16 protein-coding genes are annotated in these 19,473 nt (G+C 47.9%); 8 read left to right on the forward strand and 8 right to left on the reverse strand.

Features of this window, described 5'->3' with window-relative positions:
- Positions 1-71: 71 nt before the first annotated feature.
- Positions 72-953 carry a cysteine synthase CysM gene (cysM, locus tag Q4Q57_RS02095; RefSeq protein ID WP_311889732.1) on the reverse strand — a complete coding sequence of 294 codons (882 nt, stop codon included), beginning with the start codon at positions 951-953 and terminating at the stop codon, positions 72-74.
- Positions 954-1,162: 209 nt separating this feature from the next.
- On the opposite strand from cysM, the gene cysP reads away from it, so the two are divergent.
- The 4 genes from cysP to Q4Q57_RS02115 all read left to right on the forward strand — a co-directional run bounded on the left by cysP (position 1,163) and on the right by Q4Q57_RS02115 (position 5,214).
- Positions 1,163-2,170, forward strand: a complete 1,008-nt coding sequence (gene cysP, locus Q4Q57_RS02100; protein WP_311889505.1) for a thiosulfate ABC transporter substrate-binding protein CysP — start codon at positions 1,163-1,165, stop codon at positions 2,168-2,170.
- A 195-nt stretch (positions 2,171-2,365) separates the two neighbouring features.
- Positions 2,366-3,211 (forward strand): sulfate/thiosulfate ABC transporter permease CysT, encoded by an 846-nt coding sequence (cysT, locus tag Q4Q57_RS02105; protein WP_012088487.1) that lies wholly within the window; start codon positions 2,366-2,368, stop codon positions 3,209-3,211.
- 9 nt (positions 3,212-3,220) lie between these two features.
- Entirely contained in the window at positions 3,221-4,087 is an 867-nt protein-coding gene (cysW, locus tag Q4Q57_RS02110) for a sulfate ABC transporter permease subunit CysW (RefSeq protein ID WP_107402454.1), read from the forward strand.
- The gene (locus Q4Q57_RS02115; protein WP_311889507.1) at positions 4,084-5,214 is read left to right on the forward strand and encodes a sulfate/molybdate ABC transporter ATP-binding protein; all 1,131 of its coding nucleotides are present in this window, start codon (positions 4,084-4,086) and stop codon (positions 5,212-5,214) included. Before cysW ends, Q4Q57_RS02115 begins: the two co-directional genes overlap by 4 nt.
- Positions 5,215-5,566: 352 nt before the next feature.
- Here Q4Q57_RS02115 and Q4Q57_RS02120 read toward each other — a convergent pair whose 3' ends face one another.
- The 4 genes from Q4Q57_RS02120 to Q4Q57_RS02135 form a co-directional block, all read right to left on the reverse strand.
- The gene (locus Q4Q57_RS02120) at positions 5,567-6,202 is read right to left on the reverse strand and encodes a DUF2625 family protein (protein WP_311889509.1); all 636 of its coding nucleotides are present in this window, start codon (positions 6,200-6,202) and stop codon (positions 5,567-5,569) included.
- 131 nt (positions 6,203-6,333) lie between these two features.
- Positions 6,334-7,845, reverse strand: a complete 1,512-nt coding sequence (locus Q4Q57_RS02125) for an AAA family ATPase (RefSeq protein WP_311889510.1) — start codon at positions 7,843-7,845, stop codon at positions 6,334-6,336.
- Between the two features lie 126 nt (positions 7,846-7,971).
- Positions 7,972-9,117: an HlyD family secretion protein gene (locus tag Q4Q57_RS02130; protein WP_311889511.1), complete on the reverse strand. Its 1,146-nt coding sequence runs from the start codon at positions 9,115-9,117 to the stop codon at positions 7,972-7,974.
- 1 nt (position 9,118) lies between these two features.
- Positions 9,119-9,499 carry a DUF3302 domain-containing protein gene (locus tag Q4Q57_RS02135; protein WP_106651780.1) on the reverse strand — a complete coding sequence of 127 codons (381 nt, stop codon included), beginning with the start codon at positions 9,497-9,499 and terminating at the stop codon, positions 9,119-9,121.
- A 266-nt stretch (positions 9,500-9,765) separates the two neighbouring features.
- Here Q4Q57_RS02135 and purT point away from each other — a divergent pair, with 266 nt between their 5' ends.
- The 4 genes from purT to Q4Q57_RS02155 all read left to right on the forward strand — a co-directional run bounded on the left by purT (position 9,766) and on the right by Q4Q57_RS02155 (position 16,907).
- Positions 9,766-10,941 carry a formate-dependent phosphoribosylglycinamide formyltransferase gene (gene purT / locus Q4Q57_RS02140; RefSeq protein ID WP_311889512.1) on the forward strand — a complete coding sequence of 392 codons (1,176 nt, stop codon included), beginning with the start codon at positions 9,766-9,768 and terminating at the stop codon, positions 10,939-10,941.
- Between the two features lie 360 nt (positions 10,942-11,301).
- Complete coding sequence (locus Q4Q57_RS02145; protein WP_311889513.1) at positions 11,302-13,026, forward strand: RluA family pseudouridine synthase; 1,725 nt, start codon at positions 11,302-11,304, stop codon at positions 13,024-13,026.
- 142 nt (positions 13,027-13,168) lie between these two features.
- Entirely contained in the window at positions 13,169-14,629 is a 1,461-nt protein-coding gene (locus tag Q4Q57_RS02150; RefSeq protein WP_311889514.1) for a DUF3142 domain-containing protein, read from the forward strand.
- Positions 14,619-16,907, forward strand: a complete 2,289-nt coding sequence (locus tag Q4Q57_RS02155) for a hypothetical protein (protein ID WP_311889733.1) — start codon at positions 14,619-14,621, stop codon at positions 16,905-16,907. Before Q4Q57_RS02150 ends, Q4Q57_RS02155 begins: the two co-directional genes overlap by 11 nt.
- A gap of 61 nt (positions 16,908-16,968) precedes the next feature.
- Here the strand turns inward: Q4Q57_RS02155 and Q4Q57_RS02160 are convergent, their stop codons facing one another.
- From Q4Q57_RS02160 to djlA, 3 genes are read right to left on the reverse strand one after another with little or no spacing between them, the layout of a single operon-like run.
- Complete coding sequence (locus tag Q4Q57_RS02160) at positions 16,969-17,922, reverse strand: D-2-hydroxyacid dehydrogenase (protein WP_311889515.1); 954 nt, start codon at positions 17,920-17,922, stop codon at positions 16,969-16,971.
- Positions 17,923-17,957: 35 nt separating this feature from the next.
- Positions 17,958-18,590 (reverse strand): porin family protein, encoded by a 633-nt coding sequence (locus tag Q4Q57_RS02165; RefSeq protein ID WP_063883714.1) that lies wholly within the window; start codon positions 18,588-18,590, stop codon positions 17,958-17,960.
- 41 nt (positions 18,591-18,631) lie between these two features.
- Positions 18,632-19,420 (reverse strand): co-chaperone DjlA, encoded by a 789-nt coding sequence (gene djlA / locus Q4Q57_RS02170; protein WP_311889517.1) that lies wholly within the window; start codon positions 19,418-19,420, stop codon positions 18,632-18,634.
- Between the last annotated feature and the right edge of the window lie 53 nt (positions 19,421-19,473).

Consider the following 19,473-nt stretch of genomic DNA (forward strand, 5'->3'; position numbering starts at 1 on the left):
GGGCGAATTTCGCCCATTTTTACTCATGAAGAATGCTTGTCGTCAAATATCTTAGGCGAAATATCTTGGACTCAGGAGAAAAGCCCTGACGAAAGATAACGATCACCCCTATCACAAACAATCGCCACGACCACAGAACCCGGATATTGTTTAGCAATCTCCAGCGCAGCAAACACGGCACCGCCCGAACTGACTCCTGCACAAATCCCTTCCTCTCGCGCTAAGGTTCTCGCCATGGCTTTTGCATCTTGCTCTTCAATATCCATAACTAAATCAACCCAAGAAGCATCAAAAATCCCAGGCAAATATGCCTGCGGCCAACGGCGGATCCCCGGAATGCTACTGCCATCGGCGGGCTGAAGGCCAACAATCGTGATGTCAGGATTACAGCTTTTAAGGTATTTAGACACGCCCATTATGGTGCCAGTTGTCCCCATACTAGAGACAAAGTGAGTGATTTTTCCTTGACTCTGTTGCCAGATTTCCGGACCTGTGGTGAGGAAGTGCGCATTCGCATTATCTTGATTATTAAACTGATCCAGCACCTTACCTTTGCCTTCGCTTTGTAACTGCAGCGCCAAATCCCGCGCAGTCTCCATGTTATCCACTAGCATGAGTTCTGCGCCATAGGCTTGCATCGCATCCTTACGCTCCTGAGTCGAATTATTCGGCATAATCAGGATCATCTTGTATCCTTTGATTGCCGCCGCCATCGCCAGTGCAATCCCAGTATTGCCACTCGTTGCCTCGATAAGTGTGTCACCTGGGCGGATCTCTTGGCGAAGTTCAGCCTGAATGATCATATTGAGTGCTGCACGATCCTTTACTGAACCTGCTGGGTTATTCCCTTCCAACTTTAACAGTACAGTGGAAGTACCACAGTTAAGCCGCTGTAAGCGAACCAGCGGAGTTTGCCCAATACAGGCTTCAATTGTCGGAAAGTCAGACACTATGATTATCCTTTACTTGATAAAAACAACTAAGCGTTAGCCTATTCTAAGTGGGTTAGCATGCACAAACACAGTGAAAATGATCTATGGCATACAATAAATCGCTCATACTTATTCAAAAAAGTTCTATTTAACTGACTTCTTATAAATAATTACTTCCACTACTCTATATGTCATAACGCTGACAAAGTTGCCAGTTCAAGGAGTAGCAAATGCAAATAAAAGTGATAAAGGCCCTACTGGGAACGCTCTTTCTGGGTACGTCACTCAATGTGGCTGCCGCAGATCAAACCCTGCTGAATTCTTCTTACGATATCGCGCGGGAATTATTCAGTGCCTACAACCCCGTTTTCGCCAAACATTGGCAAGAGAAAACAGGTAAAACCGTCGAGATAAAACAATCCCATGCCGGATCATCGGCACAGGCACGCTCAATTCTGCAAGGATTGCCAGCAGATTTGGTGACGTTTAACCAAGTGACAGACGTACAGGTACTCCATGACCGCGGTAAATTGATCCCAGAAAATTGGCAACAATTACTGCCTAACGCCAGTTCACCTTACTATTCCACCATCGCATTTTTGGTCCGTAAAGGTAACCCAAAACAGATCAGCGACTGGGGCGATTTAGCAAGAGATGACGTTAAACTGGTCTTCCCTAACCCTAAAACCTCTGGTAATGCGCGCTACACCTATTTAGCCGCACTAGGTTATGCCCAAAAAAGCTATGGTAAGGATAATCAGGCTTCACTGGATCAATTCCTGAAAAAATTCCTCGGCAACGTAGCAGTGTTTGATACTGGCGGTCGTGGTGCAACGACCTCATTTGTAGAACGTGGTATCGGTGATGTGCTGATTACGTTTGAATCGGAAGTGAACAATATTCGTCAGCAATATGGTGCGGACGATTACCAAGTTATTGTGCCAAAAACATCGATTCTGGCTGAGTTTCCCGTCGCTGTGGTAGAGAAAAACGCTAAACGCAACGGCACACAGGAGCTAGCGACTGAGTATTTGAATTATCTATACAGCGAAGAATCACAACGACTATTGGCCGGCTTCAACTATCGTGTACACAACGAAAAGGTTCAGGCTGAGTTTGCTAAACAGTTTCCTACGGTTGACCTGCTGACTGTTGAGCAAATCATTGGTGGTTGGGATAATGCCATGAAAACACAGTTTGCTAACGGTGCAAAACTCGATGAGTTACTCAAGCGCTAATTTCAGCTTGATGCTATAACAGGTTAATATTGCAACCCGGGCCCAGTCCCGGGTTAAGCAATTTTAGCGCATTGACGAGTGATGATTTTCAAGCAGCGAAGACGAATTCAATAGTCTTTAACTCAGACAGCCGATCGCTGACGGCAAATACAGCGTATTGGATTAACTCAATTAACCTGACCGGGTGATTATTCTGTGATTTTTAATAACGGGCGTTTACGCCATAAGCGGGTTCTTCCAGGTTTTACCATCAGCTTAGGTGTGTCCCTACTGTTTGTCAGCCTGATCCTATTATTGCCAACCACTGGGCTGATTATGCAGACCAGTTCAATGAGCTTGTCCGAATACTGGGGCGTCATCACAGATCCTCGGGTGCTGGCGAGTTACCGAGTCACCATATTATCGGCGCTCGCGGCATCGCTATTTAACTGCCTTTTCGGATTGTTACTCGCATGGGTGCTAGTACGTTATGAATTCCCCGGCAAACGCATCTTAGATGCATTGGTAGATTTGCCCTTTGCGTTGCCGACAGCCGTTGCAGGCATCACCTTAGCGACCCTGTATGCGGAAAACGGCCAAATCGGTAGTGTATTGGCAGAACTGGGTATAAAAGTCGCCTACACCCCGCTAGGCATAGTGGTCGCGATGATTTTCACCAGTATTCCCTTTGTGGTGCGTACCGTGCAACCGGTTCTTGAAGAGTTATCCCACGATGAAGAAGAAGCGGGCATGACCCTTGGCGCCTCGGATCGCGCGGTATTCTGGCGGATCATTTTGCCGTCATTGTGGCCAGCCTTGATGGTCGGGACGGCACTGTCTTTTACCCGTAGCCTAGGTGAGTTTGGTGCCGTTATATTTATCGCGGGCAACATGCCCTATATCAGTGAAATCACATCGTTAATGATCTTTGTCCGCCTACAAGAGTTTGATTTTGCCGGCGCCAGTGCCATTGCCTCAGTGGTGCTGATGACCTCGCTACTGCTATTACTGCTAATAAACCTGTGGCAGGCGCGTTATTTACGCCGCATTCATGGACGATAAGGAGCAAACATGAACTCATTTAAGCCCTTAAGAGTCGGTGAAGCCCCTCTTATCAAATGGAGCCTGATTACACTCGCCGTGTTCTTAGGTTTGCTATTGTTGCTATTGCCGCTGGTAAGTATTTTTCAACAAGCGTTTGTTGGTGGTTGGGAGCGTTATATCGGCCACTTAAGTCAGCCAGATTCGCTGCATGCAATTGGTTTGACGCTGATGGTTGCGGCGCTCACTGTCCCCATTAATTTAGTGTTCGGGATCATGCTGGCGTGGAGTGTTACTCGGTTTGAATACCCGGGTCGCAAGTTATTAATTACGCTAATTGATATTCCGTTTGCGGTCTCCCCTGTCGTCGCAGGTTTGCTCTATTTATTGCTCTATGGCAACAGTGGTTGGCTGGGTGAATGGCTATATGAGCACGATCTGCAGATCATGTTTGCTTGGCCGGGAATACTGTTAGTCACCATTTTTGTCACTTGCCCCTTTGTTGCCAGAGAACTCATTCCATTAATGCAACAACAGGGCGCATCGGAAGAAGAAGCCGCAGTGATCCTTGGCGCCTCATGGTGGCAACTCTTCCGCAGAGTAACGCTCCCTAATATCAAATGGGCACTGATTTACGGTGTGATCCTCACCAATGCCAGAGCCGTGGGCGAATTTGGTGCCGTTGCTGTAGTGTCTGGCAACATTCGCGGCGAAACCAATACCTTACCTTTACATGTGCAATTATTGTATGAAGATTATCAGGCCGAAGCTGCCTTCGCGAGCGCGTCATTACTCGCACTGATTGCACTAGTGACCCTAATGCTAAAAGCCGTCGTTGAATGGCGACAACAACGCAGTTTATCCGCCAATGACAATAAAGAGCAGAGCCAATTATGAGTATTCGTCTTACTAATATTTCCAAGAAATTTGGCAAGTTTCAGGCGCTTTCCCCGCTGGATCTTGATATTCAAGAAGGGGAAATGATTGGTCTGTTGGGACCTTCAGGTTCGGGTAAAACCACGTTACTGCGGATTATTGCTGGACTAGAGGGAGCTGATAGCGGCAACATTTATTTCGGTGACCGAGATGTCACCCAAGTGCATGTGCGTGAAAGACGCGTGGGCTTTGTGTTTCAAAACTATGCGCTGTTTCGCCACATGACGGTCGCCGATAACGTCGCCTTTGGACTCGAAGTGATGCCGAAAAAACAAAGGCCTTCGGCGGCAGAAATTCATAAGCGAGTGACACAACTGCTGGAGATAGTGCAACTAGGCCATCTCGCGCAGCGCTACCCCGAACAGCTCTCAGGTGGACAAAAACAGCGCATTGCCTTGGCCCGTGCACTCGCAACCCAACCCGAAGTCTTGCTACTCGACGAACCCTTTGGTGCCTTGGATGCCAAAGTGCGTAAAGAACTACGCCGCTGGCTACGCAGCCTGCATGAAGAATTGAAATTCACCAGCGTGTTTGTGACCCACGATCAGGATGAGGCGCTTGAACTCTCCGATAGAGTGGTGGTGATGAGCAATGGTCATATCGAGCAGATCAATACGCCTGCTGAGTTATACTCGCATCCCAATAGTCGCTTTGTGTTTGATTTTCTCGGTAACGTCAATGTCTTTGAAGCCAGTTGGCAACAACAGCGTTGGGAAAATGGCCAAGCATTTTTGACGCCTCCTGAACAACAAACATTACAGCAAGATGGCGTGCTCTATGTACGCAGTCACGAATTAGCGCTGTCAAACAAGCCTAATAGTCAGGCAAATTTGCCGTTCGATATTGTCGCCATGACCCCCATTGGCGCCGAAGTCAGAGTGGAATTAGCCCCACACGGCTGGCATAGCGAAGAGCTGTGGGAAGCCAAGTTCACCCACCATAATCTGCATGAACTCGGGTTACAAAAAGGCAGTATGGTTTACGCCACTCCAAGAACCGGTTACTTCTTTGGGACACAGGGTGAAAGCTCACCAACGCGTCTAAGCTGGCCATTCCTGCCACCGGGCAGTCTCGCCTTTGATATCTAATCATCAAGGTTGAAATCAGCAATATTAGCGGTACCACTGGGCAGTGATACCGCCAAAATTCAAACCATTCAGAGAGATATTGTCGACACAAAAAGCAAAGCATTCATTTGGTGTGATAGCGACTGCTTTGATTTTTGATGCAAGCGGTAACGAGAAAACCCAAGATACAGCCAAAACCGTCAGCTAGATCTTGGCGCTGTCCCCTCCGAAGTTAATTATGGATGGCATATACAGCCCATCCATGTTGAATCAATAGAGCTGATAAGCAGATTTATATCTAGTAATCAACACATTAGATGTTTATAACAAATAATTGTTGCAGAAGTACTCATAAAATCAGCGGGTAAACGAATTAACTAACCGAGGTTAATAATTCCAATTTCAGCCTATACATTTCATCAACTGACACCACTTTCACGCTGCTTATTTCAATAGAACCTTCTTTCGCCCATAAAAATGGATAAAAGCTCAGGCATTTATCTGTAGCTATCTGTGAATAGTTTTTTTGAAAGCGCTCTTTACCTAAACTCGCATAAAACTCATTGATTCTCTTTGTAACTGACCATTGAAAAAAATCTGTGAACCCGATTTCTAACCCTTCCCAATGAATTGAATCTGGCGACCAATAGTATATATTTCCAACATCTGCGCCTAACCCGCCGCCGTTGATAGCAAAAAATCCACCAACTACGTCATTCGCCACTAACAGATAATGTGCACTTCTATCCCAATCAGTAAGGTTTCTAGACAATCTTTCATGTCCAGAGCCGAAAAATCGAATCCATCCATTATCGATCAAAATCCCACCGGTTTCGTAGGCAATAGCCCCTAATACCGAACGAGTCGATATCTGAAGGGATTCAAGTACTTCAACCCGATCCTTTGAAGGCGGCAGTATTTCTACACAATGCTCTGCACCAGCAACCATTTCATTGACTACTTTTATGCCAGAGTCTTCGATATCAATCAGTTCATATACACTTTTCAATCTCTTATCCTTGTATCACTAATATCCATTAAAACGACTCATCATTCATAACCCTTGGGAATGTCGAAAATAACTAAGCCAATATAGCGTTTAAAAATGCTAGTTAGCACTTATGGTACTAAGCAGAAATCTTACTCATGGGCATTCACGGTTCGGCCTGCGGCCCATTGTCGTAGCGCATTGATTTTATCGCTCATGACCACAGATAAAGGCCGAGTTTTGCTCAGTTCTTCGAGTAGTAACAGCTGATCGACACTGCGCTCGACGCTTCTTGCGGTATACATGGCAGCGATAACGGCTTGTTCGATTTCGGCACCAGAAAATCCTTGGCTGCGGGCCGATAATTGGGCGAGATCTAAGCTCGCCACATCGATTCCACGGCGCTGACAGTGGATTAAGAAGATGGCTTTACGTATGGCTTCGTCGGGTAAATCGACAAAGAAGATTTCATCCATCCTGCCCTTTCGCATCAATTCTGGCGGCAAGGCTTGAATTTCATTGGCGGTCGCCACCACAAACACTTCAGATTTACGCTCCGCCATCCAAGTAAGTAAGGTGCCGAGAATACGCGTCGAAGTCCCCTCATCGCTGCTACTGCCGCTTAAGCCTTTTTCAATTTCATCAATCCAAAGCACGCAGGGCGACATCATGTCGGCGAGCTCCAGTGCATTACGCAGGTTCTTCTCGGTTTCACCTATGTATTTGTTATATAAGGCAGCCATATCGAGCCTGAGCAAAGGTCGTTGCCAAACGCCCGCAACGGCCTTAGCCGCGAGGCTCTTACCACTGCCCTGAACACCGAGCAGTAAAATCCCCTTGGGCGCATCGAGCGCTTTAGCGTGCTGAACAGAAGTCGGCTTATCGGCTTGGTCAAGGGTGCTGACAGCCGATATGGGCGCGCGCTGCTTGAGCCATTTTTTAAGATTATGCAGCCCAGCGACCTGCGAGAAATCACTGGTGTCGTATTCAAATTGCAGCACGCCATTTAAGTCGAGTAACTGAAACTTGGCTTTATTGATGGCATCGATATCAGACAAGGTAATAGCACCATCATCAACTATGGCTTTGCGCACCAGACGGCGGGCATCGTCTAAGGTCACGCCCCGCAGATTCTCTGCCAATTTGACTACAGCGGTATCATCGACCAATAACGGCGTGCCTTGGTGACGAATTTTATCGACCTCAAGGTAAATCAGGTTTTGCAATTGCACTGTGCTTGGCAAGGTTAATTGAAAATAGGCGCAATAACGTTTGATTTCGGGCGGGATATCAAAGGCATGGCTCACTAGCACTAATGTGTGTTGCAGTGTCTCGTATTCGAGGGCGATTTCTTTGAGTAAACGGACATTCTTTGGCGCATCAATCACAAAGGGATGAAAGTCGCACAGCACATAAATCCCCTGCTGCGAGGTTGATTTAATTTGCCCAAGCAAATCTGTGGGTTCACTATTAAACTTTTGCGCCGCCATAGGTTTATCGACCCGTGCTAAACCTTGGGTAATGCTCCAAGTAAACACAGGTTGATAAAGCACACTGGCGACCCGCTTAAGTAGCTCGACCACGCGATATTCTTCATAGGTTTCAATCACTACGATTGGCGTATTGGAGCGCAGCACTGAGGTTAAATCGCGAATATCTTGCATGTCTTTCACATTCCTTTTAATTAACCTAAAAATTGCCACAAAAAAGTCCAGCGAACTGGACTTTACACCAACCTTTACACTGAACTGAGCAAAGCACTCAACAAACAAGATTTAACGGTTTAGGTACTAATGTCCATCAAAAAATAAGTAATTCAACCACCCTTGCATCCTGAGTAATACCTTACGCATTACAGCCACATGATGAAAGTGCTCAGTGTAAATAGCAACTTGACCTGACACTCCAGCAGGGAACTCTTTACGAATAGCATCGTCATCTATATCGATAAGAACAACCACTCGACCATTTTGAAACAGGCGACTGGAGGACGCTAATACGCCACCCATTTGGATCTCACCTTCAGCCATTGCGGGTAGCACTTTCGCCACTTTGCCTTTAAACACTTTCCCTGGCGCGGCATCGAGAATAATCTCGGCCTCATCGCCTTCTTTCAGGCGCAGTAGGGAATTCTGCCAAAAGGCTCCGGCAAAATAACGTTGCTCGTCAGGGATAAAGCTCATCACGGGACGTAATGGTAAAGGCACAGCCATAGCCCCTGAACGGAGCGCCATTTGGGTGACGATACCATCAGCGGGTGCCCGTACTATGGTCTGTTCTAAATCATAGAGTGCGCTCGCTAAATCTCCCTGCAAGCCAGCCACTTTAGTATTAACGCCATCAATATTAGACTCATAGGCGAGCCTCATCCGTAACTCTTCTGATCTAGCGGCAGTTAACTGCGCTTCAGAGGCAAGATACAGTTGGCGTTTATTATCCAATTCTAATGCGGTAAAGGGAGAGTTAGCGCCTCCTTTTCGATGACCGCTTTCATAGCGTTCATAGGCGGATTTATTGCGATCTTTATCAGCATTGACTCGCTCAACATTAGCTTTAGCCGATTCCAATGCGGCGGCGAGCTGTGGCACTTCTAACTCGGCAGCGACTAACGCGGCACGCTTACGCTTTACTACGGCCTCAAAGGGGGTGGGATCAATTCGGAAAAGTACATCTCCTTGTTTAACAGGAGTATTTGGCTGCACTTCAACACGAGTCACTAACCCTTTTACCGCAGGGGTAATAGGAATGGTGACAAAATATTCCCGAGCAAAACGTGAATAAGGATGGTTATAGTTCATTAGCAGTATTAAGGCACCAATGAGCACCACGCCCCCCAAAACGGCAGTAGGCACAGTCCATTTAGTCAGCGGGATTTTAAACACTTTAAAAATAACAATACAGATGGCGGCATAGGTCAGTATCAGCAATAGATCCATTTTAGACCTCGACTTTATTGGTAGTATTCGGCTCTTCAACAGCGGCGCTTGCTTGTTCTAATTGCTCAAGTCTCGCTTGTAACGCTATTACCGTCTGACGTAAAGTGCCCACATCCTCCTCTAACGCCTGTTCTCGTTTCATCACAGTACCAAATCCCCAGCCACGATCTTCTCGATATAAGGTGGCCCAGATCCATAAAAATGGCCAAATAGCATGTAACGTAAATAAACTCACCCACCCAGCAATATGCAGCGCATCTTGCTGTGGGTGATTACGCTTTTTGGCAATTTCGTATGGAATATCATGGATAGCAATCACACCATAAAAAATAACGACAACCACAAAAAATAAAATCCCTAACGCAAAGTAATCTAAAAACATTTGAATCCCCTCAATCATCATGATCACTAATCAAACAAACACAGTTGAATATCTCAAGGCTAAAATTAACAACTAAACAACATTATAGAACAACAAAAAACAATCACTTCCAGCCAAGTCAAATTGAATCGTGTTAACACCAAACCCAGTGATCTAAAGCACACTTGTTTATTTACATCATGCTCTAATGTGCCGTTCGCGTTAAACTCATGGCTAAATTGCGCGCCATGACGCAATCCCTACAACTGCGAATAAAGGAATCACACATGATAGGCACTCCCTACACTGAGGGCGCACGACGCGCCATGTTGCTCGGCTGCGGTGAACTTGGCAAAGAAGTGGCCATTGAACTGCAACGCTTAGGCGTTGAAGTGATTGGCGTTGACCGTTACGCCAACGCCCCCGCCATGCAAGTCGCGCATCGCTCCCATGTGATCAATATGCTCGATGCCAACGCCCTGCGTGCAGTTATCGAGTTAGAAAAACCGCACTTAGTCATCCCCGAGATTGAAGCCATCGCCACCCAAACCTTAGTGGACATGGAAGCCGAAGGGGTAAATATCATCCCGACAGCCCGGGCAACTAAGCTCACTATGGACAGAGAAGGGATTCGTCGCCTCGCCGCTGAGGCCTTAGGTTTACCGACTTCTCCGTATTTTTTCTGCGATACTGAAACCGAATTTAATCAAGCAATTAGCGAAATCGGTGTGCCCTGTGTGGTTAAGCCAGTCATGAGCTCATCGGGCAAAGGTCAGAGCGTTATTCGCGATATCGCCCTCAGCCATAAAGCGTGGCAATATGCCCAAGAAGGTGGCCGCGCTGGCGGCGGGCGCGTGATAGTGGAAGGTTTTATTCCCTTTGATTATGAAATCACCCTGTTAACCATCAGCGCAGTCAATGGCATTCACTTTTGTGCGCCCATTGGCCACAGACAAGAAGATGGCGATTACCGTGAGTCATGGCAGCCACAAGCCATGTCCGATGAAGTGCTAGCAAAATCCCAAGCGATTGCGAGCAAAGTCGTCGAAGCCCTTGGCGGTTATGGATTATTTGGCGTAGAGCTGTTTGTTAAAGGCCATGAAGTGTATTTCTCCGAGGTCTCACCAAGACCACATGACACAGGGCTCGTGACACTCATCAGCCAAGACTTATCGGAATTTGCCCTGCATGTTAGAGCGATTCTGGGTTTGCCGATCCCCAATATCCATCAGCATGGGCCAAGCGCCTCTGCAGTGATTTTGGCCGAAGGCACCTCAAGCAATATCCGCTACCAAGGTATTGCCGCTGCATTAGAGGCGGTCAACACTCAGCTGAGATTATTCGCCAAACCCGATATTGATGGCCGCCGCCGCTTAGGTGTCGCGCTTGCCCGTGATATCGATATCGACAGCGCAGTCAGCAAAGCACTCGATAGCGCCAGTAAAGTGAAGGTCATCTTTTAAGCGGGTTTAGCTGCTTAAAATTGGCTTCAAGCACAAGCTACAAATCTAAGGGAAATGCGCTCCAACGCCATTTCCCTTTTTTCAACACAGTACAGCATCAAGAACCTTTACCAATAAAAAGTGACCCACCCAAACCGACAGAGTAAACTAGCCCCCTTGTCTTGTGGCCTAAGATTGCACGCCAAGCAAAACAAACCTTGTGGTCTGAGCGTATTTTCGGGCGAGTTGTTCAGAGCTTTTTATTGCGAGCGCTTATTAAGACGATTGATTTCGAGCTGTGACTTAATTCAAACGTGAAATAAGTAAAACCCAACAATAACAAATCATTAGTAATAGAAACCAATAGTAGTAGAAATCCATATGCAGCTTCAGCCTTCTTGCTTTACCTCTTTCACACAAGCCATTGATGCCTATGCCCTGCCGCAACATTTTACCTTTCCTTTCTATTACGAACCACATCCGCTGTGCGTGATCGCAGCCAACGAATTACAACAACACCTTGAGACTCAGCACGACTGGCAACATAACTTTGGCCTCACGGGTGAGTTAACTGGCGCCATTGGCAAGATGTTCGGGGTATTACTGGTGCAAAATCCGCAAGGTGAAGTGGGCTATTTGTCGGCATTTTCGGGCAAGTTAGCAGAGCAAAACCATTGGCCGCGCTTCGTTCCACCTGTGTTTGATATGCTGGCTAAGGACAATTTTTTCCACGCCGAAAACCTGCAAATCAACCAAATTAACGAGCAGCTACTTGCAGTAGAAAACCATCCCGACATTCCGAGGTTATCAACCGAGCTAGAAACTGAGCAGGCTCAAGCGCAAGCCAAACTTGCCGCCCACAGACAAGTGATGATCGATGGCCGTAAGTCCCGTAAAACGCAGCGCAATCAACTCGCAGCCCAATTGGCTACCAATCCGACGGATGAGACCTTGCGTGAAAACGCAATAACTGAAGCCAAGCTCAGCCAAGAAAGCATCAATGAAAAGAATCAGTTAAGAGATATTAAACGCTATTGGGATGAACGTATCCATACCATCAGCCAAGCGCTAAGCCAACTGACAGATGAGCGCGAGACGTTACGACAACAGCGCAAACGGCTCTCGGCGGCGCTGCAGCAAAAGCTGTTTGAGCAGTATCGGTTTTTGAATATTAAAGGCGCAGAAAAGAGCCTTAACGGCATTTTTAACGGCACGGTTGAGTTAACGCCGCCCGCAGGTTCAGGTGAATGTGCCGCGCCCAAGTTGTTACATTACGCCTTTAAACATGACCTTAAGCCATTAGCAATTGCCGAGTTTTGGTGGGGCACGCCGCCAAAATCAGAAATCCGCCAGCATAAGCAGTTTTATCCCGCCTGCCTGCGAAAATGCCAACCTATTCTAGGACATATGCTCGAAGGACTCGTGGTCGATGAAAACCCTCTGCTGACCAACCCTGCCGAAGGCAAAACCTTAGCCATCCTCTACCAAGACGATGCGATGGCGATTGTGAATAAACCCGCCGAGTTTTTATCCGTGCCCGGCAAAGAAATTGAAGACTCAGTGTATTCGCGCATCCGCCAAGCCTTTCCCCATGCCACAGGGCCGCTAATCGTCCACAGGCTCGATATGTCGACCTCGGGATTAATGGTGATCGCGCTGACAAAAGATGCCCATAAACAGCTGCAAAAACAATTTATCCAGCGCACTGTGACTAAACGTTATGTAGCACTTTTAGCGGGAATTCCTGCGGTAATGGCGAATAAGCAGGCGACGGGTCACATCTCTTTACCCTTGCGTGGCGATTTAGACGATAGACCGAGACAACTCGTTTGCCACGAGTTTGGTAAAGCAGCCGAAACCCATTGGGAATTGAGCCAACTTGATGAAATGGCACGTACAGCCCGCGTGTATCTGTATCCAAAAACAGGCAGAACCCATCAACTCAGGGTTCACTGCGCCCACTCAGAGGGGCTAAATACCCCGATTGTCGGTGACGACCTCTACGGCACCCGCGCCAATCGCCTGCATCTGCATGCGGATTTATTGATGCTTCAGCATCCCGTTACCCGTGAACTGATGCGCTTTCAGGTCGATCCTGATTTTTGAGACCTGAGTTCTGATATTGATTAACAAGGCACCCAAGGAAGAACCAAGCTTAGGGGCATTATCAGAAGTTTGACCGCGATGTAAAAGCGAGCTTTTTCGGGCATAGTAATGCCTCACTCAAAACGGAATCGATAGCAGTAGTATGGGCATAGGCAATCTGGTTAAAAACATAAGCCGAAATCAATGGCTGTTATTCGCTTTGTTGAGTGCCGCCGTATTTATGAGCGCCTGTCAGCCCGCATCGGAACCGAGTGAACTCAAGGCAAACCCAGATGCCAATTACCCAACAAAAGCCGTTTCAGAATCCGCAGCTATTCGTGCTCCACTTTCGCAGGAAGTCTATATTTGGCAGCGCCAATGGCGCCCCGCCAATCAAACGGCATTAGTGCAAAGCCAAGGAGCATTCCAAGGATTACGCATTTTAGCGCTGCAAGCACACCCAAAACCCAATGGTGCAGATATTTGGTTTGAAGTCGCGGTCAATCATGCTTGGCTTCAGGCAGATCCTAGACCTAAAGTCGCCGTGATCCGCTTAGATGGCCAATTCGCGCATTTAAATGATGAAGCAGTGATCCATAAAATCAGCCAAGTACTGGCAGATTGGCAGGCAAAAGGCACGCACATCGCCGGAGTTGAAATCGATCACGACAGCGCCAGCAGCAAACTACCCGCCTATCGGGATTTTCTTAAAAAGCTTAAAGCGCAGTTACCAGCAGAGCTCAAACTCAGCATTACCGCCCTGCCCGCTTGGCTCAATAGCGCCGATTTCCCCGCATTACTCACCAATATCGATGAACTCGTGCTGCAAATTCACAGCGTAAGCGATCCACGCCTCGGGCTATTCGATGCGACTCAAGGTTGGCAGTGGGTGCAGCAACTTTCAAATATCAGCACTGTGCCTTACCTTATTGCACTCCCCGCCTATGGTTCGGCGGTCATCAGTACAGCTTCAGGTTATAAAGTTGAAAGTGAAACACCGCTGCGCGATCAACTCAAATCAGTCAATGTAGTACAGGAACTGATGGCCGAACCTCTAGTATTACAAGCCTTTGTGCAAAAACTACACACTCAAAAAGATGCCAAACTCAGAGGCATTATCTGGTTTCGGCTGCCGCTGGAAGGGGATAAAAGAGTTTGGCCACTCAACACCTTAATCGCCGTTGCGCAGCAAGGTAAACTTGCCTCCAAGATTGAATTAGTGATCTCAAGCGATAACGATACCCAAATGACATTAGCCACTGAAAATAAGACTAAAAACCAACAAATCCTCAAGCCACAGCTCTTCCAATTGAGCTTAATTAATCGCGGTAATATTGCTGGCGACATTCCTGCGAGTTTGTCCCTAGCGGGACAAGCTTGCAGCGGGTATGATGCGCAAAATGGCTATCGCGTGAAACAAAAAAATGGGCTGTTAATCTGGCAGTGGCGAGCTGAAAATATCGCCGCATTGGCGCCGACTGACACTGCTCCAAGCGCGACGAACATGCCAATGCCGCAAGCACACAAACAAACTCAAAAACACATGCTCAACCCTGGCGGCCAGAAAGTGATAGGCTGGGCACGTTGTGAGTCATTATATTTACAGGGAATTTATGCGCCATAAGCCAACATCATCGTCCACAATGGCAAAATCCAATCGGGCTTTTATGCTTAAAAAGACCACGCTTATCTGTTTAAGCCTATTTTCGCCAATGCTATTGGCCTGCGGCCCCGACTTCCCTTTGCAATTGACTCAAGACAGACAGAGTAATCTCAGTTATTTACCGCAAACCTCTTTCAGCCAGCAGCTTACCGCCCTCGCAAAACCTTTGCCTTGGCAGTATCAAGATGCGCCAGCTGCGCAGGAATATCTGTGGGATGAAGTGCATAGCCGTTATCTGTCACAAACTCGTGCTTTTGAAAACAGCGAATTAAGTGAAGCCCATTTGATCTTAGTGAACACACTAAGGGATGCGACAGGCCCAATCGAGGCCGAACAAATGGCCGCCAAGTTAGATAAAGATCTGCCCCAAGCGCTGACCTGGTACACCTTAGGCGCCGTGGCGTTTGAGGCACAAGATTATGATAGAGCAAGTAACTATTTCAGCAAAATCATTAAATTACCAGAAAGCGAACGCGCATCTCGCAGCCTGTGGGCCCTCTATTCGCTGTCGCGTATTGAGCTTATCTTAAGTAAAACCTCGGCGGATCCTGAGCACTTTAATCGTGCCAACGCTTACCTGACTCAATTGCAAACCGAAGTCGCCCTGGGCGCCGCCGATCCCCTGCGTTTGAGCTTAGCGAGCCTGGGTGAGCAAGCCTATATTCTGCTGCACCAAGGCCAGCCGCTCCCGCAAGTGACTAATCAAGGTGCAGGTGAAACCGAGTCAGAACTGCAAATGACGCTTACCCTTGATGCACTGAATAAGGCGATTGAGCTCTACGCCACCCAATCGGTGCAAGGCGATAGCGGCGGTTATGATTCTTTATTGATGTTAAGCCGCACCTTGATGGGGAAAGACATTGCTGAGCTGAAACCGTTACTGCAACAGACGAGCGTGCAGCAGTTATTGATTGCCTATTGGCAAAGCAGCACCAATGAATTTGCCTACGATGGCCAGCTTTCGGAAATGGGCTCAAAGGTAGCTGACATCCTCAAAGTGTTTCCAACCGATGGCTTACAACTCAACCATGGCGATAAGTTAGCCGCGATTTATTACCAGCTTGGGGATTATGCCAGTGCTGAGCGCCTATTGACGCTCGCGAAACCCAGCGGCCTCACTTGGTGGCTCAACGCAAAATTACTGCTACAAAAGGGCGATCAAGCAGAAGCGGCCAAGGCCTATGCTCAGGCAGCGCGTCACTTCCCCAAACAGTCGAATGAAACATTAGCCACAGTTGATGCCAAAGAGACCCAACAGCAAGCCATTAATGCCGATGAAGATATAGCCACTTACTGCCGTATTCGCGCCGAGCAAGGGGTGTTATCACTAGAGCGCGGCGAATATGTCGATGCGCTCAATCACTTAGTCGCCAGCGGCGACGAGTACTGGCAAGACATCGCCTATGTGGCGGAGCGCGTGCTCACCACGGCTGAACTTAAGTTATTTATCGACGAGCATGTGCCGCTTATCGCCTTCGAATACCCTAAAGATAGCGACTGGTACGATAATATAGAGCCGATTAACAATCGCTTACGCTACTTACTGGGCCGCAGATTATTACGTGAAGGCGCAATCGCCGAAGCGCCTGCTTATTTCCCTAATCCGAATCTTAATGCCAGCGCCCTCGCCTACGGCACTGAGCTGAACGCGGCGAAAAGTGCAACAGGCATAGATAGCGCTAAGGCCTATTGGGCGGCGGCCGAACTTGCCCGCCATCGAGGTATGGAAATCTTAGGGTTTGAATTAGCCCCGGATTACTCTATATACCAAGGGGTATTCGATCTAAGCGATTGGAATGAACCGAGCAAATTGGCCGAAAAAGAACAGTTGCGGTTAAGCGCCAGCCAAGCCGTTCCCGATAAACGCTTTCATTATCGTTACACGGCGGCGGAACTGGCCAACAAGGCATCGGATCATGTGCCCCACAACAGCCAAGCCTATGCCGCGCTACTCTGCCAAGCGACTGGATGGATATTGTATCGAGATCAAGAACTTGCCCTACGCTACTACAAAAAATACGTCGCCAACGGCCCCTTTGTGCCTTGGGCCGAAAACTTTGGTATGCAGTGTGAAACGCCCGATTTTGACGGGGCAAAAAAACGAGCACAGGCCAATGAAATTGCAGAATGGAACGCCCTGTACCACAAGCTGAAAAAGCCCGTCGTATTTGGCGTATTAGCCATCACTGGATTGATTGGTGTGTGGTGGATGCGTAGAAGAAAGACTAAAAATAACTAACCATTCAGGTCTTTCTCTCTCAACGTCGATATGATGAAAAGAGAGAAAGACGCATACCGCTTTACTTGTTCACGCAGTTAATCACTTCACCCTGTAAATAACCGTGCACATTCGCCACGGCAATATTGAGTAGACTTTGTCTCGCTTCCTTAGTCGCCCACGCATTATGGGGACTAATACTGATATTTGGTGCATGCAATAAGGGATTATCCGCGCTGGGCGGCTCGGTCGATAACACATCGACACCGGCAAATAAGCGGTTTTGTGAAAGCGCAGCAGCAAGCGCGGCCTCATCAATTAATCCACCGCGTGCCGTATTAATAAGCAGCGCATTAGGCTTCATCAAGGCGAGTGCTTGCTGATTGATAAATTGCTCAGTCTCAGGGGTAAGCGGGCAATGCAGCGAAATAATATCTGATTCGCTCAGCACAGTATCACGCGGTACCCAAGTGGCACCTTGGGGCAAGTCTTTGATAACAGAGCGGGTATTGACGAGCACTTTCATCCCGAATGCAAGGGCGAGCGTCCCAACCTGCTGGCCGATATCACCATAACCTATTAAACCTAAAGTCTTGCCTTTTAAGGATTGCAGCGGCATTAAGGTGAAACAAAAATCTTGGCAGTTCACCCACTGACCATCGACCACAGCTTGATGATGGGCTGCCACGGCTTGGGTGTGATGCAGTATATGGGCAAACACCATCTGCGCTACGGCATCGGGCGCATAGGCGGGCACATTTGTCACCACTATGCCTTGCGCTTTAGCTGCCGCGATATCGACAACATTAGTGCCCGTTGCCAGTACACCTATATATTTAAGTGCTGGAAGTTGCGCCAGAGTCTTAGCATTAAGCGGCGTTTTATTGGTGAGAATGATCTCAGCACCTTGAGCACGTACGACAACTTCGGCGCCCGCAGTGCGGGAGAAACACGTAAACTCGCCTAGTTCAGTCAAGGATTGCCAACTGAGATCGCCAGGATTTAAAGTTTCGCCATCGAGTACTACTATCTTCATGTCGCTAAATCTCCTTTTAAAACGATGTGTTAGTGCTAAAAGCTGACTTTGAGCCCAAGGTTAGCCTGCGCCTGCCACATCACATCCGACGTAATGTGCCATAGGCATTCATCTTCATTGCAAAACAACGAACTGTCGCTGTTGATAAACGTCGCGTAACCGCGGATATCTGCAAACAAACCAAAGTGTTGAGTGACTTGATACTCTACCCCACCGCCAATCCCCATAGAGAAACGCGTTTCACTCGACCAAGCGTCAGGCAGCATGCGGGTGATCCCTGCACTTGCGGTGACGTAGGGTCGAATATCGCCACGGGGAAAATATAAAGTGCCGCCTAAGTGGATGTAATCTAAGTCTAATGAGGTAAGGCGATCGGGCGTAAACAAACCACCACTTTTGAGTTCAGAGGCTTGGTGGCTGTATAAAAGATAAATATTACCGGGATCATTCGTGCCAATACCCAGCATCAGGCCGTAATGACTCGACTCCTCGACCTTCACATTTTTCTTGTCGCCCGTTTGATCTGCGTTGATGTCAATTTGATTAACATCAAATTGACCGCCACCCAGACTATAACCGCCAAAAGGTGCGACAAACACCTCGGCCTGCGCGGACATAGTCACAGGGAGCAAACTCGCCAACAGCAACAGGCTATGCGTGTTTTTCATAATGAATTCCTTATCTTTTATAAAATCCAAAGCAATCAAGACTAACGCATACCGCGCTCAGACTTGACTCTGTCATAGGCCGCTTGAATATCCTGTGCCTTACGATTTGCCAGCTCCATCATTTCCGGCGGCAATCCCTTAGCGACTAACTTATCGGGATGATGTTCGTTCATCAACTTACGGTAAGCTCGCTTAACTTCTTGGTCGCTGGCTTCGTTAGTAATCCCCAGCAAACTGTAAGCATCGGTAATCGATGTTTTGTTGCCACCTGAGGTCTGATGAAAGCGAAACTCCGCCTGCCAGCGCTTCAGTAATTCATCTAACTGTGCTCGACCATAACCTAACTCTTGGGCAATCGTCATCAAGATAGCGTGTTCAGCGGGATCCAGTTCACCGTCGGACAATGCCGTTTGGATCTGAATTTCGATGAACATCTGCACTAACTCTTTGCGGCCCATGGTAATCACACGGAAAGCTTGTAGGCTGCTACGCAGATCAAAATCCGCCGATTTCCCTTCGCGAAACGCCTGCTGCGCTTCTTTACGGGCTTCACCGGTTAAGCGCATTTGATCCATTAACAAGGTCGCGATGCGAATATCGGTTTCAGTCACCTGTCCCGACGCTTTCGCCACATGCCCCATCACCGCAAAGGTAGTGTTAAAGAAGATCGCTTGGCGATTCTTAGCCTGCCCTAGAACCTCGCGAAACCCCACGCCAGAAGCCGCGCGCTTATCGTAGAGGTGTCCGAGCCACAAGCCGAGCAAAGCACCAAAGATGCGGCCGAACATAAAGCCAATGATAAACCCAAAAAACTTACCCCAAAAACGCATCTTATATCCTGATTTCTATAATGTATTTGATGTGCCAGCACTATCCTATGGAT

It is taken from the genome of Shewanella sp. SP2S2-6 (assembly GCF_031931965.1).
Classification (GTDB): Bacteria; Pseudomonadota; Gammaproteobacteria; order Enterobacterales; family Shewanellaceae; genus Shewanella; species Shewanella baltica.

Bases quoted from the DNA above. Each gene is read 5' to 3' on its own strand.
- Q4Q57_RS02130 (WP_311889511.1), bottom strand. From the start codon at position 9,117: ATGGATCTATTGCTGATACTGACCTATGCCGCCATCTGTATTGTTATT.
- Q4Q57_RS02125 (WP_311889510.1), bottom strand. From the start codon at position 7,845: ATGCAAGATATTCGCGATTTAACCTCAGTGCTGCGCTCCAATACGCCA.
- Q4Q57_RS02115 (WP_311889507.1), top strand. From the start codon at position 4,084: ATGAGTATTCGTCTTACTAATATTTCCAAGAAATTTGGCAAGTTTCAG.
- cysP (WP_311889505.1), top strand. From the start codon at position 1,163: ATGCAAATAAAAGTGATAAAGGCCCTACTGGGAACGCTCTTTCTGGGT.
- Q4Q57_RS02145 (WP_311889513.1), top strand. From the start codon at position 11,302: ATGCAGCTTCAGCCTTCTTGCTTTACCTCTTTCACACAAGCCATTGAT.
- Q4Q57_RS02135 (WP_106651780.1), bottom strand. From the start codon at position 9,499: ATGTTTTTAGATTACTTTGCGTTAGGGATTTTATTTTTTGTGGTTGTC.
- cysW (WP_107402454.1), top strand. From the start codon at position 3,221: ATGAACTCATTTAAGCCCTTAAGAGTCGGTGAAGCCCCTCTTATCAAA.
- djlA (WP_311889517.1), bottom strand. From the start codon at position 19,420: ATGCGTTTTTGGGGTAAGTTTTTTGGGTTTATCATTGGCTTTATGTTC.
- Q4Q57_RS02155 (WP_311889733.1), top strand. From the start codon at position 14,619: ATGCGCCATAAGCCAACATCATCGTCCACAATGGCAAAATCCAATCGG.
- Q4Q57_RS02165 (WP_063883714.1), bottom strand. From the start codon at position 18,590: ATGAAAAACACGCATAGCCTGTTGCTGTTGGCGAGTTTGCTCCCTGTG.
- Q4Q57_RS02150 (WP_311889514.1), top strand. From the start codon at position 13,169: ATGGGCATAGGCAATCTGGTTAAAAACATAAGCCGAAATCAATGGCTG.
- Q4Q57_RS02160 (WP_311889515.1), bottom strand. From the start codon at position 17,922: ATGAAGATAGTAGTACTCGATGGCGAAACTTTAAATCCTGGCGATCTC.
- purT (WP_311889512.1), top strand. From the start codon at position 9,766: ATGATAGGCACTCCCTACACTGAGGGCGCACGACGCGCCATGTTGCTC.